Here is a 14,303-nt window from a genome sequence, read left to right on the forward strand (position 1 = left end):
CTGAAAACGAGGGGGATTTATCGAAGCGCAGCGAGTACCCCCGATGTTTCAGTGTGGGATACATGGACTCCCCCAAATTAATTTATGGGGTTCGATGCCCTTTAAATTAACATTTAGAGGTTGATTTGCAGTCAGTAAACCCAGTATAATACTGGAATGCTGACCATCACGCACCGCTATCGAATCTATCCGGATACTGCTCAAGAGCAACAACTCATTGAGTGGATGGACATCTGTCGCAGCGCTTACAACTATGCACTGCGACAGATAAAGGATTGGTGCGATAGTCGTAAGTGTTTGGTAGATAGATGCTCCATTGAAAAAGAGTATATCCTCTCTCCAGAGTTGAAATTTCCGAACGAAATACAGATACGCTTAACAACTTGCCCAAAGCCAAGAAGGAATTCCCCAGATTGGGTGAGGTTCCCTCTCAGGTTCGTAAGCTCGCGATTAAGCAGTTGCACGTAGCTTGGAAGTACTTTCAGGAGAGAGGATTTGGCTTTCCCAGGTTTAAGAAGTACGGGCAATTTAAGTCGTTGCTGTTTCCTCAGTTTAAGGAAAATCCAGTAACGAACCTTCATATTAAGCTGCCCAAAATTGGAGCCATCCCCATTAACTTGCATCGACCCATCCCAGCAGGGTTTGCGGTCAAACAGGTGCGAATCTTGAGGAAAGCGGATAGATGGTATGCTTCTATCTCCCTGCAATGTGATGTTAGTGTTCCAGATCCAACTCCTCATGGTCATCCTATTGGGGTTGACGTGGGATTGGAGAAATTTTTGGCAACCAGTGATGGTGTTTTCGTAAAGCCGCCTAAGTTTTTTAAAGAGCTGCTTTAGCTCGCTGAAATTGCTGCAAAGCAGACTGTCTAGAAAACAACGGAGGTCGAAAAACTACGAGAAACAACGCCTTAAAGTAGCCAGACTTCACTATAAAATCGACAACACGAGGAAGGATTTTCACTACAAACAAGCTCATGCCCTTTGTGATGCTGGCGATATGGTTTTCATGGAAGACCTGGATTATCGAACCAGTGCCAAAGCGATGTTTGGTAAACAGATGCTCGATGCTGCCTTTGGACAGTTTAGAGGCATCGTCAAGTATGTGTGTTGGAAGCGTGGAAAGTTCTTCAGTGAGGTTGATGCTAGAGGGACTTCTCAACAGTGTCCTGAGTGTGGTGGTGAAGTCAAAAAAGACCTGAGTGTGAGAATCCATGATTGTCCTCATTGTGGATACAAAACCGATAGGGACGTAGCAGCGGGTCAAAATATCAGAAACCGAGGAATTCAACTCATTAGTACCGTTGGACAGACGGGAATGGAAACTGCCTGTGCAGACGAGCTACCGGGGATTGAGGCAACTCAGTCTAGGCAAGTGTCGAAATCTCGCTCATAGAGCAACCAGGAAACCTAAGAAGTGATTCTTGGGAAGCCTACGGTGTAATCTTCGATTCAGCGTAGGAGGATGTCACCTGCGTCCATCCACTTCGGCGTCCATCTGTGGTTAAAAATTCTTCATGGTTCTCCAACTCAGCCCAAAACACCTACAAACCATGAGCACTCACGCCGAAACCACCTATCCAGAAGAGTGTTGTGGTATAATACTAGGCTATCTGACAAGCGAGGGCAAAACTGTGGTAGAAGTGATGCCAACAGAAAATGCCTGGAACGCACAAACAGCGGCAGAGCTTCCAGGAGATGACACGTTAGATTACAGTAAAAGGCAAAGGTATGCGATCGCACCTCAAGTGATGTTGCAGGCACAGAAACAGGCACGCGATTGCAAACTCAATATCATTGGCATTTATCATTCTCATACTGACCATCCAGCGATTCCTTCAGAATATGACCGCCAGCTTGCTTGGCAAGAATACTCTTACATCATTGTTTCTGTACAAAATGGCAAAGCTAGTGACATGAAAAGTTGGACTTTGGATGATACCCACCAGTTTCAGCAAGAAGTAATTGAAAAGTTAGGTTAAGAACAAGTCATACAAAAAGACACAAAGGGTATTGTTTTTCGGTAGGATTAAAAATCCGCTCTTCCTCATCAAACTTGCTATGCTCAATCCTAATCTGGATGAAATCCAGTTAACCAAAGATGATTACGAACGTTACTCCCGCCACCTAATTTTGCCGGAAGTGGGGTTGGAGGGACAAAAACGCTTGAAAGCTGCTAGCGTACTGTGTATCGGTACGGGTGGACTCGGTTCACCTCTGCTTCTGTATCTGGCTGCGGCGGGTATTGGACGCATCGGTATTGTTGATTTCGATGTTGTCGATACTTCCAACTTGCAACGCCAAGTCATTCACGGTACATCTTGGGTGGGTAAACCTAAGATTGAATCTGCAAAGAATCGCATTCTAGAGATTAATCCGTATTGTCAGGTTGATTTGTACGAAACTCGCCTGACTTCAGAAAACGCCCTCGACATTATTAGACCTTATGATATCGTGGTGGATGGTACCGATAACTTCCCCACTCGTTATCTAGTCAACGATGCTTGCGTGTTGCTCAACAAACCCAACGTCTATGGTTCCATTTTCCGTTTTGAAGGGCAAGCGACAGTATTTAACTACGAGGATGGACCGAATTATCGTGACCTTTACCCCGAACCACCACCACCAGGAATGGTTCCTTCGTGTGCAGAAGGTGGTGTATTAGGAATTTTACCAGGAATTATTGGCGTCATCCAGGCAACGGAAACTGTCAAAATCATTCTTGGTAGGGGTGAAACTTTAAGTGGACGCCTGTTGCTGTATGATGCTCTCAATATGAAGTTCCGGGAGTTGAAGCTGCGTCCTAACCCAGTCCGCCCAGTCATTGAAAAGTTGATAGATTACGAACAATTCTGCGGTATCCCACAAGCCAAAGCACAAGAGGAGAAACAGCAGATGGAAATGTCAGAAATCACAGTGCAGCAGTTGAAGCAATTGCTCGATAGTGGTACAGATGATTTTGTGCTGCTAGATGTGCGTAACCCGCACGAGTATGAAATTGCCCAAATTCCTGGTGCAGTCTTGATACCGTTATCGGACATTGAAAACGGTGAAGGCGTGCTTAAGGTGAAGGAGTTGGTCAATGGTCATCGCCTGATTGCCCATTGTAAATCGGGTATGCGTTCTGCAAAAGCCCTTGGCATTCTCAAGGAAGCAGGAGTTGATGGCACGAATGTGAAGGGTGGTATTCTTGCTTGGAGTAAGGAAATCGACCCATCGGTACCAACATATTAGAGAACGAACCGCATTAGCATTAGCGTGTCCGCAGGACATAGACGCTAAGGACGCGAAGCTTTATTTGCGTCTTTAGCGTCAATTTTTTTTTAAGAATTTAGATTATTTGTGTATATCTAGCTTGATTAAGCAGATTCTCCTTCGGTAGATAGTTGTTTTATTTCTCTTTTTATAGAATATTTTGCTTGCTCTCGGTTTTTGCTTGGCAAATCTTGAGTCAAAAAGACGTGAGTTGATTGAGAAGTTAATGACTTTCAAAGGAAATAATACTAAAGTTAGATAAGCTGAATTTCATGAACAAGTAGAACTTAAATATGCCCACTAGGCAGCTAGTTACCAGCTAGCTCCCAGCAGGACTTCCTCCGTAATTGAGGGTGCAATCAAGGAGGCTAATTTTATCGTGTCAAATACGAACGAAACTCGTCATCCTAATGACGACATAACAAATTTTCAGACATTAGATGGTTTACAAATAGTTGTAGTAGATGATGATGCTGACAGCCTTGTCTTAACTACGTTTATTCTTGAAAGCTACGGTGTTCAAACAATGACGGCAACGTCTGCGTTGGAAGCGATTGAGGTCATCAAACAATCTGTACCAGATGTTTTAATTATTGACATTGCAATGCCGGAAGTGGATGGATATTCGTTAATTCGTAAAGTCCGAACACTCAATTCTCCACAAAATCAGATTCCGGCTATTGCTCTAACAGCTATGGATTCAGAAGAAGGTCGCGACCTTGCTCTCAAATTAGGATTTCAATCTTACTTAATTAAGCCTAGTGACCCTAATGACATAGTAACAGAAATAGTCAATATTCTTACTAAGAAGATTTAATTTTTACTGTTGACAAAATAAAAGCTGTTAATAAGTCCACAGCTAGAAGCTTAAATATTGATCGCAAGAATCGGGTAGAACGTAGCGTGTTCATGCGCCTAATCTGGTTTTACTTAGAAAAAGAATATCAATGGAATTACAACAGACTGCAATCACAGAGGAAACCCTTTGGCAAGCTGTTCTCAATCGAGACCCCAGTTTTGAAGGAAAGCTTTTTTACGGTGTCCGTTCTACAGGCATCTACTGCCGACCTACTTGTTCTAGTCGAAGACCGAATAGAAACCAAGTTTGTTTCTTTCAGTCGCCACAAGAGGCTGAAATTGCAGGTTTTCGACCTTGTAAGCGGTGTCAGCCGCAATATGAAACAGTGCCAAATTTGACCAAGGCTAAAATCTTGGCAGTATCTCGATACATTGAAGAACAAATTGATCGCATCCCAACCCTATCAGAACTAGCCTCTCACTTTAAAATGAGTCCCAGTTACTTGCAAAGGGAATTCAAGCGAGTCATTGGCTTATCGCCGTTTCAATATGCAAATGCGCTTCGCAGCGATCGCTTCAAGCAGCGTCTTCAACAAGGGGAAGAAATTGCTCATGCGCTTTACGACACGGGATATGGATCGAGTAGCCGACTGTATGAAAAAGCATCCAAGCAACTTGGAATGACACCAAAAACTTATCGGTGCAGTGGCAAGGGAATGCATATTGCCTATACCATCGTTCCATGTTCTCTAGGATATTTGCTTGTGGCAACAACCGAGAAAGGTATCTGTGCCGTTAAATTAGGTGATGAACTAGATGAGCTAGAACGTATTCTTCTCAATGAATTCAATCAAGCGCAAATCCTACGTGATGACAATTTACACCGAGACTGGCTACAAACAATCCTCAATTTCATCACAGGAGACGCGCCACAGCTCGATTTGCCGCTTGATATACGCGGAACAGCATTTCAAAAACAAGTTTGGCAGGCTTTGCAGAAAATTCCCTATGGGGAAACGCGCACCTATGCTGATATCGCCCGTGAAATTGGTAAACCTCACGCAGTTCGCGCTGTAGGTACTGCTTGTGGTGCCAATCCAACAGCACTCATCGTACCGTGTCACCGTGTCTTGCGAACTGATGGCACTCTTGGCGGCTATCACTGGGGAATTGAACGCAAACAAAAACTACTTGCACAAGAAGGGAAACGGACGGGCGAGACGCCCATCCCACAAGAATAATGCTTATAAAACCAGCTTTTTGGTCATTTTTAACTGTCTAGTTATTTCTGCCGCGCTGTACTAGCCACTAGAAGCAGCTGGCTGTTTCTCCTGCTTTTTAATGTTTCGCCTTCCCCAAGGCTTCAAGACTGAAATGCCAATAATGACTAAAACGCATGAGGTCTGAATAATAGCACCCACAAGTACTGCGTTCTGGTCAAATACATACAGCGGATTTTGTAGTGCTTGTATCCTTTCTGCTGCAGAGATGGCGGTAATTGCATTTGTCCAAGGACCAAGCCAAATTGTGCCAGTGACAATGAGTGTTACAGTTGCTATCCACTTGACGATCACCCAGTAGTGTTTAAAAAATCCCCAAATCGTAAGCCAGCAAAGCAATCCGCCTGTTATCAGCGATAAGGTGGCAGAGGGGATGATTACCCAGTCATCCAGCAGCTTCATGACTGAGTTGATAGCGTACAGTTCATCACCGTTGGGAGTGTTTCGGTTGCTTAAAGCAATAGCAATCATGCATAAAGCAGTACCAAACCAAATTCCTCCAAAGGCGACATGAGAAGCTAGCAACCAGTTTTTTTGCTTGACGCTTAGCTTGTTCATATTAATTTTTCCAAATTTTGATTAGGCGGTTTATAGTTAGGTTCCTAATCAAAAGCTTACACTACGTAGCAATGATCCACAAGCATTTTATTTAGGGGTCAAGCATTGCTGAGGTTCGAGTGCGTACTTTGTTTAAAAGCTTAATGAGTGTCTTTTTTTCGCTCTCAGTGAGATTCCCCATCAAGTCGGTGGTGCGGCAAAAATGGTCTGGAAGCATTTGAGAAAGCAAGCCCCGTCCTTTGTCTGTTAATTGCAAACGCAGCATTCGCCTGTCTTCTGAGTCAGGTTGGCGTCTTACCAATCCATCTCGTTCAAGTCCGTCAAGAAGTCCTGTGATTGTTGCTTTAGTCACACCGGCTCGTTGAGCACATTCAGAAGGTGTTAGCCCTTTCTCGTCCGCCAAATACAATTGCATCAACAAAGTAAATTTCCCCCGCGAAAGACCGTAGCGGGCAAAATGAACATCTAAGGCTTGATAAACATCAGCCGTGGTGTGTAGAAAAGCCAAACAAGTTTCTATTGAAGCAATGTCTAACTCTGGGTAGCGCTTGGCAAAATTCAGTATTGTCTGTTTATCAACAAAGGGACGCAGTATGACCACAGTTAAAAAGGAATTTGATTAGCTTGCTAATTATAAGGTAGCCTGAAAGTCGAATTTTTATTGTTGTGTTTATGTTGATGTCAGAATCACTCACACAAGAAACTCTTAGTTATGCTTTGATAGAGCTAGCCAATCGCGACAGCGATTTTGCCCGAATTTTAGAAACTTTCGGACCTCCACCAATGTGGGAAAGAGAAGCGGGTTTCCCAACACTCCTGCGTATCATTTTGGAACAACAAGTATCTTTAGCTGCTGCAAAGGCTGTATTTAACCGTTTGTGTGCAGTGGCGGTACCACTGACGCCAGAAAATTTTCTTACTCTCGATGATGTTCAATTAAAGACAATTGGGTTTAGTCGGCAAAAGATTTTGTACGGTCGTGCATTAGCGATCGCAATCACAAGCGGTCAGCTTAACCTCACGAACCTAGAGACAATGGACGAAACAACTATCCGGACTGAGTTAAAGCGCATCAAAGGTATTGGAGATTGGACAGTCGATATATACTTACTGATGGCGCTGCTACGCCCTGATGTTTTTCCCAAAGGCGATTTAGGACTGGCGATCGCCACTCAAAAACTCAAGGGATTAACGCTACGTCCAACACCTGAAGAACTGGTAGCAATTGCAGACAAGTGGCGTCCTTGGCGTGCCGTTGCTGCTAGAATTTTATGGCACTACTACCTGAGCTATCGGCTAAACACTGGACAACAGTGGACAAGATAGCCAGTCTAAGCACCAGCTACGTTATCTAAGTCATGACACCTACAGGTGCTTTCCAGCTTGTAGCTCTGTCGCTAGCCGTTAAACATCTGTATTTGGCGCGCGGAAGTGCGGCTAGCACAACAAGCTTAGATAACATTGACGAGGAAAACATTACCTGAGCAATCAGAGGACAAAATGTCTAATTTGGTATTCGTTTTAGATACAAAAAAGCAACCTTTAGATCCGATTCCACCAGGACAAGCAAGACGTTTACTCAATGATGGCAAAGCAGCAGTATTTCGTCGTTATCCGTTCACAATCATATTGAAATATGCCGTTCCAAAGCGAAAAACTCAACCCCATCAACTAAAAATAGATCCAGGTTCTAAGACGACTGGGTTAGCCATTATCCAAGGAAACAAGGTTGTGTGGGGCGCACAGCTACAGCATCGAGGACAACAAATAAAGAATGACATAGAATCGCGTCGGGCAATTCGTCGTAATCGTCGTAATCGCAAAACTCGGTATCGTAAGCCAAAATTCCTTAATCGCATTCGTTGCAAGGGATGGTTAGCACCTAGTTTGGAATCTAGAATTGAGAATATCCTGACTTGGGTTAATCGCTTACGTCGATTTGTACCAATATCTGGGATATCTCAGGAATTGGTGAAGTTTGACACCCAGAAAATGCAGAATCTAGAAATATCTGGAGTGGAATATCAGCAGGGTGAATTAGCAGGTTATGAGGTGCGTGAATACCTGTTAGAAAAATGGAACAGAAAATGTGCTTACTGTGGTGTTGCTGATACGAAATTGGAAGTTGAGCATATTCAGCCGCGATCCAAAGGTGGAAGTGACAGGATATCTAATCTTACCTTGGCTTGTCACGGATGCAATCAAGCAAAAGGCAATCAAGATATTCGCGATTTTTTAAACAAGAAACCCGAGTTACTTAAGCGAATTTTGGCACAAGCAAAGCAACCACTTAAAGATGCAGCATCTGTCAATAGTACCCGATGGGCATTGTTTAACAAACTTAACGAATCAGGATTGCCAGTCGAAATAGGAACAGGAGGTAGAACAAAATACAACCGCACTCGGCTTGAATTAGCTAAAACTCACTGGTTAGATGCGGCGTGTGTTGGGGATATCGAAGCGTTACAACTAGTAACTAATCAGCCTTTATTGATTGCAGCTAAAGGTTGGGGAAGTCGTCAAATGTGTACAACTAATAAGTATGGGTTTCCTGTGAAGCATAAAACTCGATGTAAGACTTTCTTTGGGTTTCAAACAGGGGATATGGTACGAGCTATTTTACCAACAGGAAAGTTTGCAGGTATTCATGTTGGTCGTTTAACAGTGAGAGAAAGCGGAGTCTTTGAGATGAGGACAGCGAAGGGCAAGATAAGCCCTGTAAGACATAAATACTGTAAATCAATTCACTGCAATGACGGGTATATGTATTCGTTTTCCACTAATGTCCAATGAAATAGCGATTAGAGGTGTAGCGATCGCTGACTTAATTCTGTTGAAAAAATGAAAAAATTAATATGAACATCACTCACGTTGAGAGGAAAAAATTGGAATCCACCCCTCAACAGGCGTTGACTGATATCGCACTCTCTAAGCTAGCTACTTTAGTTCGTCGGGAGTTTTTGGGTTCATGAATGAAATCTGTTGAAAAAACCCAAGGGTTCAAATCAGCAGGAAAAATAAAAAATTCTACCCCATGCTGGAGTCCTTTACGGTGAAGCGAGATAGCCTCTGTCAGGCGTAAAAACATAATTGGAGTCCATAAGCGTAATCTGCTGCTGTAAAAGTAGACAACGACTCGGTTCGTTGTGTACTCAAACTGCGGGAGTGGATTTTGCAAACGCGAAATCATACTAAATAACGGTCATCTGTCAAAAGGTAGAAGAAGCTCTATCTATCATTTGACGCATTTTTGATAATGATAACAACTAGCTAAAGATAGTTGTTTTGTATGATTTTTTACGTATACTTGATTCGCTTTTCTGTGAAAGTAAGAGACAACACTGCTGCGACTCACCTAATTTCTGCATAAGTCAACTTTAGTTGCGTCTATAAAAATATGTAAAAAAGTTCTCTTTACTTGACCTTATTGGGAGATAATTCCGGAATGTCTCAGGATATGCAGCGTGAACTAATTCAACCAAGTACAAATACCTCCAAATTCTTTGCTTTATTAATAGGTATTGATTGCTACTTACCAAACACATTGCCTAATGGCTCCTCCTACAAGAGCCTTGCCGGATGCGTGCGCGATATTAACCATGTGGAATCTTTCCTGAAAAACACGCTGCAAGTACCCCAAGGTCAGATTCTGAAACTAACGGCTTCTAATGACAATTCCGACCAGCCACAAGAGCCACCAGAGCAGCTGCCAACTTACGAGAATATCGTAGCCAAATTTAAGCAACTTACTGATTTGGCTCAACCTCAAGACCAGGTATATATTCACTACTCTGGACATGGTGGACGTTCTGCAACAATTTATCCAGAACTTAAGGGTAAATACGGAGTAGATGAATCACTCGTTCCCACAGATATTGGCAACTCCGAAGCTCGCTATCTCCGGGACTTGGAGTTGGCAAAACTCCTACAAAATATGGTAGATAAGCAGTTAGTGGTCACCGTAGTGCTTGATAGCTGTCATTCTGGAGGTGCAACGCGTGGAGGAGTCAATGATTCTGGTATTCGCGGTCTCAACAAAAACGTTGTAGACACAACGCCGCGACCTCAAGAAAGCCTGGTGGCATCGGCTAAAGAATTGATACAAAACTGGGTTACATTAACACAGGGACAACAAAACACTCGCAACGTGACTGCCGCCAGTGGTTGGTTGCCCTACCCAAAAGGTTATGTTTTATTGGCTGCCTGTCGGGATAATGAGTATGCTTATGAATATGCCTTCAATGGCAAAGAACGCAACGGTGCCTTGACCTATTGGTTATTGGACTCTCTACAAAAGCTGGGGAATGATGTTACCTATCAAGCACTTCATGCTCGCATACTTGCAAAGGTCAACACTCAGTTTGAACGACAAACACCCATGCTGCAAGGCGAGGGTTCGCGCCTTATCTTCAGCGGTCAATCAATGTCTTCCCAATCTGCTGTCATTGTCAAGAAAGTAGAAGTGGCAAAAAATCGGGTGCTGTTGCAAGCAGGTGTTGCCCAAGGTTTGCGTAAGGGCGCAGAGTTTGCTATCTATCAATTAGGCACAAGCGATTTTACTCAAACTGACAAGCGAGTTGCACTGGCTAAGGTTGTAGAAGTGCGTGCAGAAGAATCTCTTGCTGAAATTACAAAAATCCTACGTAAAGAAAATTCCACTAATAACTTACGTCTTTATATTCCTCCCTCTAAAGCTGGCAATGCAACAGAGCAAACCCTGACTGAGGGAACCATTGAAGATGGTGCGCCTGCCATATTGGTGTCTCCTGGTGTCAAACTTGTCCGTAAAGTACGCCTGTTACCTCCTTTAGAGAATCGGCAACTACCAGAAGGAATAGATGCAAAACAAGCATTGGCAGCAATACTAGCCGTTAAAGAAAAAGTAGAAGGTCATGGTTGGGTAGAGTTCTTATCTAGTGATGAAACAAGCGATGAACCTGTCACCTATCAGGTATCTGTGAACTCTCAAGGTGAGTATGAAATTCTTGATGCAGGTGGAGAACTGATTCGTTTGAGAGCACCACTGAAAGTAGGCGAACCGAATGCTGCGGCTAGTGTTGTCAACCGCTTGGTGCATCTGTCCAAATATCGTGCTATTTTACAACTGGATAACAATGACCCAATATCGTCTTTAGCAGGAAAGCTTAAGGTTGAGCTATGCCTAGCCGGAGAAAATCGTGGTGAATTATTGCCATTAAATGCTCCTGGCAACGTCCCAACACTTGATGTTGATGAATACGCACTCTTGCGTATCCGCAATGATTCTTCCCAAGTTCTTAATATTACCGAAGAAAGGCAGAGGGCAGAGGGCAGAGGGCAGAAGGAAAGAAGGTAAGCTTTGATACAAAAATAAGTCCTCTGTTCTCTGCCATAAGGTTTAAAGCCCCTGAATTTATTTATGGAGAAAAATAAACGCGTAGCAACTTTATTAAATCCCCCGAATTCATTCGTGGGGACGCCTTCTGCCTTCTGCCTTCGTACTTCTGCCTTCTTAACGTACTGGCAATTCAGCCTGATTGGAGTATTTCCCAGTTCCACCCAGACGGCGCTGCTGCATTTGAACCCTTAGATCCTGGCATGGAGAAACTGGTTCGCATACAGACAAGCCTTCCTGAAGGTTACAACGAAGGTGCCGACATTCTCAAAGTTTTTGCCACAGTCGGGGCAACGAATTTCCGGTGGTTAGAATTACCAGCATTAGACAAACCTCGTAAGGGAACACAGGTGACTAGAGCAAATAATCCTTTAGAAGAATTATTGGCAGCTGTTGTAAGCGAACAACCTCCAAATAGAAATGTCAGTGCTGCGGCTTATCCCAGTGACAAATGGACAACAGAACAACTGAAACTTGTTGTAAAACAGGTGTAGACGAATGATACTTCTAAGGTCAGTCGATGGCTGACCTGATATTTATACATATTAGATTAATTTTATCAAGAGTAAATATATAAAACTTCTTTCAGACTCTTTTATAAGTAACAACATGCATGTCAAAACCATTTTGATTCTGGCAGCGAATCCTACCAATACCTCAAGGCTACGACTCGATGAAGAGGTACGGGAAATTGATGAGGGATTACGACGCGCAAACAAACGAGAGCAGTTTAAGCTAGAGCAGAAATGGGCAGTGCGATCGCGTGACTTCTATCGGGCAATGCTCGATTATCAACCCCAGATTGTACACTTCTGCGGACACGGTGCTGGAAAGGATGGTATCGTCCTGGAAGATGAGACGGGACAGGCAGCATTGATCCGGGCAGATGCATTAGCGAGTATGTTTAAGCTGTTTGCCACCAAAGGAGTCGATTGTGTATTTTTAAACGCTTGTTACTCACAAGTGCAAGCTTCGGCAATTAGCCAACACGTCAACTATGTGATTGGCATGAATCACACAGTTGGGGATAAAGCAGCCGTTGCTTTTGCTGTAGCGTTTTACGATGCCATAGCTGCTGGGGAAGGTGTGGAGTTTGCCTATGAGCTTGCCTGCTCTCAAGTGGAGGACCAAACTCCGGTACTGAGAAAAAAAGAGTTAATCACTGTCACCACACCAGAAACGGAAGTTATTCCCCCCAACCCTTACCAAGGATTGTCTGCATTTGGGGAAGAGGATGCAGCGTTCTTTTTTGGAAGAGAAACGTTTGTGAATGGCTTAGTTCAAGCGGTTCACAAACAGGCCTTGATAGCAGTGATTGGTCCTAGTGGGAGTGGCAAATCTTCTGTAGTGTTTGCGGGACTGATTTCACAGTTGCGGGAACAGGGAAGTTGGTTGATTGAATCTTTCCGTCCTGGGAACCAACCGTTTTATCAGCTTGCTAGTGCATTAGTGCGTCAATTAGAACCGAAAATTGGTGACACTCAACAACTGCGGGAAGGAGCTGGACTAGCAGCAGATATCCAGCAGGGCAAAGTCACTTTGCAGCAGGTGGTGTCTCGCATCACAGAACGCAATCCGGATAAACGTCTGTTGCTGTTTGCAGATCAGTTTGAGGAACTCTACACTCTTTGCCAGGTGAAGGAAGAACAAGAGCGCTTTGCTGATACGTTGCTCGAAGCTATTCACCAGAAAAGTTTAACACTGGTTTTCACTTTACGGGCTGACTTTTACGGCTATGTGCTTTCCCACCGTCCGCTTCGGGATGCGTTGCAGGAGTTTACACCACAACTGCTGAGTTCCATGAATCACAAGGAACTACAGGCGGCGATTGAGCAACCGGCACAAAAGCTGGAAGTACAACTAGAGGATGGACTGACTCAACGAATTCTCGATGATGTGGGGCAAGAACCTGGTAACTTGCCATTGTTGGAATTTGCCCTCACCCGACTGTGGGAGAAGCAGGTTCACCATGTGTTAACTCACCAAGCCTACGATGAAATTGGCGGTGTCAAAAAAGCGATCGCCAATCATGCTGAACAGATTTATCAACAACTGAGTGAGGCAGAACAAAAGCAGGCACAGCGAATTTTTATGCAATTAGTGCGTCCAGGGGAGGGGACAGAGGATACTCGGCGGCTAGCAACCCGTGCGGAAGTTAGGCAAGATAATTGGGGATTGGTGAGTTATTTAGCAGGATATCAAGCACGTTTGGTTGTGACGGGACGCAATGAACAGGAAGATACGGTAGAGGTGGTGCATGAAGCGCTGATCCGGGAATGGGGAACCCTGCGAGAGTGGATAAATGCTAACCGTCAGTTTCGTGTTTGGCAGGAACGGCTGAAAGTGACAATGGGTGAGTGGAAAAATAGCAACTATGACTCAGGGGCGTTGTTGCGAGGTGTACCGTTAGCTGTGGCGGAAGATTGGCTGCACAAACGCGCGGATGAAATGACGCAGGAGGAGCGAGACTTTATTCAAGCTAGCGCCCAACAACGGGATAGGGAGAAGCAGCAGCGCGATCGCACACGGCGGCTGACAATTATCGTACTAGGTAGCTTCTCTGTGGTAGCTGGCGTGGGCTGGTGGAGTGCGGCAATAAGTGAAATTAATTCTGTTGCTAAGACTTCAGATGCGCTTTTGAGCTTAGATGGGCGAGAAGCCTTAAAAACAAGTTTAAAAGCTGTTGTGCAAATGCAACGTACACCCTGGGTAGACGCAAATACCCGCAGGCAGGTGGAACTAGGATTAATGCATACAGTTCACAATGTCGCAGCCCCAAACACCTTGGGAGGACACGCAAAGCAAGTTAATGGCGTCAGCTTCAGCCCGGATGGCAAGATGCTGGCTTCTGCAAGTTATGACAACACGGTGAAACTGTGGGACACCAGCACCGGCAAACAAATCAAAACCCTCAAGGGGCATACAGACTGGGTTTATGGCGTCAGCTTCAGCCCGGATGGCAAGATGCTGGCTTCTGCAAGTCGTGACAACACGGTGAAACTGTGGGACACCAGCACCGGCAAACAAATCAAAACCCTC

The 14,303-nt window shown here is 44.3% G+C and carries 15 protein-coding genes; 13 read left to right on the top strand and 2 right to left on the bottom strand.

All coding sequences use genetic code 11. The features are described from left to right. The first annotated feature begins 156 nt into the window (after positions 1-156). The 7 genes from ACM0OZ_RS24660 to ada all read left to right on the top strand — a co-directional run bounded on the left by ACM0OZ_RS24660 (position 157) and on the right by ada (position 5,293). Positions 157-468 (top strand): helix-turn-helix domain-containing protein, encoded by a 312-nt coding sequence (locus ACM0OZ_RS24660; RefSeq protein WP_414585463.1) that lies wholly within the window; start codon positions 157-159, stop codon positions 466-468. After that, a complete protein-coding gene (locus ACM0OZ_RS24665) occupies positions 384-839 on the top strand; it encodes an RNA-guided endonuclease InsQ/TnpB family protein (protein WP_414585480.1) in 456 nt (151 codons plus the stop codon). Before ACM0OZ_RS24660 ends, ACM0OZ_RS24665 begins: the two co-directional genes overlap by 85 nt. Before the next feature lie 10 nt (positions 840-849). Continuing rightward, positions 850-1,395 carry an RNA-guided endonuclease InsQ/TnpB family protein gene (locus ACM0OZ_RS24670; RefSeq protein ID WP_414585464.1) on the top strand — a complete coding sequence of 182 codons (546 nt, stop codon included), beginning with the start codon at positions 850-852 and terminating at the stop codon, positions 1,393-1,395. Between the two features lie 121 nt (positions 1,396-1,516). After that, positions 1,517-1,981, top strand: a complete 465-nt coding sequence (locus ACM0OZ_RS24675; RefSeq protein WP_414585465.1) for a Mov34/MPN/PAD-1 family protein — start codon at positions 1,517-1,519, stop codon at positions 1,979-1,981. A 79-nt stretch (positions 1,982-2,060) separates the two neighbouring features. Beyond that, entirely contained in the window at positions 2,061-3,233 is a 1,173-nt protein-coding gene (gene moeB / locus ACM0OZ_RS24680) for a molybdopterin-synthase adenylyltransferase MoeB (protein ID WP_414585466.1), read from the top strand. 400 nt (positions 3,234-3,633) lie between these two features. Next, a complete protein-coding gene (locus ACM0OZ_RS24685; RefSeq protein ID WP_414585467.1) occupies positions 3,634-4,071 on the top strand; it encodes a response regulator in 438 nt (145 codons plus the stop codon). A 130-nt stretch (positions 4,072-4,201) separates the two neighbouring features. Then, the gene (gene ada / locus ACM0OZ_RS24690; protein ID WP_414585469.1) at positions 4,202-5,293 is read left to right on the top strand and encodes a bifunctional DNA-binding transcriptional regulator/O6-methylguanine-DNA methyltransferase Ada; all 1,092 of its coding nucleotides are present in this window, start codon (positions 4,202-4,204) and stop codon (positions 5,291-5,293) included. 60 nt (positions 5,294-5,353) lie between these two features. On the opposite strand, the gene ACM0OZ_RS24695 is transcribed toward ada, so the two are convergent. After that, positions 5,354-5,890 (bottom strand): hypothetical protein, encoded by a 537-nt coding sequence (locus ACM0OZ_RS24695; protein ID WP_414585470.1) that lies wholly within the window; start codon positions 5,888-5,890, stop codon positions 5,354-5,356. Positions 5,891-5,981: 91 nt separating this feature from the next. Beyond that, positions 5,982-6,491, bottom strand: coding sequence for a MarR family winged helix-turn-helix transcriptional regulator (locus tag ACM0OZ_RS24700; RefSeq protein WP_414585471.1), 510 nt, complete (start codon positions 6,489-6,491; stop codon positions 5,982-5,984). A gap of 71 nt (positions 6,492-6,562) precedes the next feature. On the opposite strand from ACM0OZ_RS24700, the gene ACM0OZ_RS24705 reads away from it, so the two are divergent. The 6 genes from ACM0OZ_RS24705 to ACM0OZ_RS24730 all read left to right on the top strand — a co-directional run. After that, positions 6,563-7,216, top strand: a complete 654-nt coding sequence (locus ACM0OZ_RS24705; protein WP_414585472.1) for a DNA-3-methyladenine glycosylase family protein — start codon at positions 6,563-6,565, stop codon at positions 7,214-7,216. 174 nt (positions 7,217-7,390) lie between these two features. Then, positions 7,391-8,683 carry an RNA-guided endonuclease IscB gene (iscB, locus tag ACM0OZ_RS24710; protein ID WP_414585473.1) on the top strand — a complete coding sequence of 431 codons (1,293 nt, stop codon included), beginning with the start codon at positions 7,391-7,393 and terminating at the stop codon, positions 8,681-8,683. A 664-nt stretch (positions 8,684-9,347) separates the two neighbouring features. Continuing rightward, the gene (locus tag ACM0OZ_RS24715; RefSeq protein WP_414585474.1) at positions 9,348-11,225 is read left to right on the top strand and encodes a caspase family protein; all 1,878 of its coding nucleotides are present in this window, start codon (positions 9,348-9,350) and stop codon (positions 11,223-11,225) included. Positions 11,226-11,288: 63 nt separating this feature from the next. Then, a complete protein-coding gene (locus ACM0OZ_RS24720; protein WP_414585475.1) occupies positions 11,289-11,459 on the top strand; it encodes a hypothetical protein in 171 nt (56 codons plus the stop codon). 8 nt (positions 11,460-11,467) lie between these two features. Further along, positions 11,468-11,758, top strand: coding sequence for a hypothetical protein (locus tag ACM0OZ_RS24725; protein ID WP_414585476.1), 291 nt, complete (start codon positions 11,468-11,470; stop codon positions 11,756-11,758). A 115-nt stretch (positions 11,759-11,873) separates the two neighbouring features. Next, positions 11,874-14,303, top strand: a 2,430-nt coding sequence (locus ACM0OZ_RS24730) for an NACHT and WD repeat domain-containing protein (RefSeq protein WP_414585477.1), incomplete at its 3' end; no start/stop codon positions are given.

Origin of the sequence: Scytonema sp. PCC 10023 (assembly GCF_963920835.1) — a bacterium.
Lineage (GTDB): Bacteria > Cyanobacteriota > Cyanobacteriia > Cyanobacteriales > Nostocaceae > Kalymmatonema.

What these genes read in the sequence shown, in the direction of transcription:
- ACM0OZ_RS24660 (WP_414585463.1), top strand. Translation starts at nt 157, where the DNA reads ATGCTGACCATCACGCACCGCTATCGAATCTATCCGGATACTGCTCAA.
- ACM0OZ_RS24675 (WP_414585465.1), top strand. Translation starts at nt 1,517, where the DNA reads ATGGTTCTCCAACTCAGCCCAAAACACCTACAAACCATGAGCACTCAC.
- moeB (WP_414585466.1), top strand. Translation starts at nt 2,061, where the DNA reads ATGCTCAATCCTAATCTGGATGAAATCCAGTTAACCAAAGATGATTAC.
- ada (WP_414585469.1), top strand. Translation starts at nt 4,202, where the DNA reads ATGGAATTACAACAGACTGCAATCACAGAGGAAACCCTTTGGCAAGCT.
- ACM0OZ_RS24695 (WP_414585470.1), bottom strand. Translation starts at nt 5,890, where the DNA reads ATGAACAAGCTAAGCGTCAAGCAAAAAAACTGGTTGCTAGCTTCTCAT.
- ACM0OZ_RS24705 (WP_414585472.1), top strand. Translation starts at nt 6,563, where the DNA reads ATGTTGATGTCAGAATCACTCACACAAGAAACTCTTAGTTATGCTTTG.
- iscB (WP_414585473.1), top strand. Translation starts at nt 7,391, where the DNA reads ATGTCTAATTTGGTATTCGTTTTAGATACAAAAAAGCAACCTTTAGAT.
- ACM0OZ_RS24715 (WP_414585474.1), top strand. Translation starts at nt 9,348, where the DNA reads ATGCAGCGTGAACTAATTCAACCAAGTACAAATACCTCCAAATTCTTT.
- ACM0OZ_RS24720 (WP_414585475.1), top strand. Translation starts at nt 11,289, where the DNA reads ATGGAGAAAAATAAACGCGTAGCAACTTTATTAAATCCCCCGAATTCA.
- ACM0OZ_RS24725 (WP_414585476.1), top strand. Translation starts at nt 11,468, where the DNA reads ATGGAGAAACTGGTTCGCATACAGACAAGCCTTCCTGAAGGTTACAAC.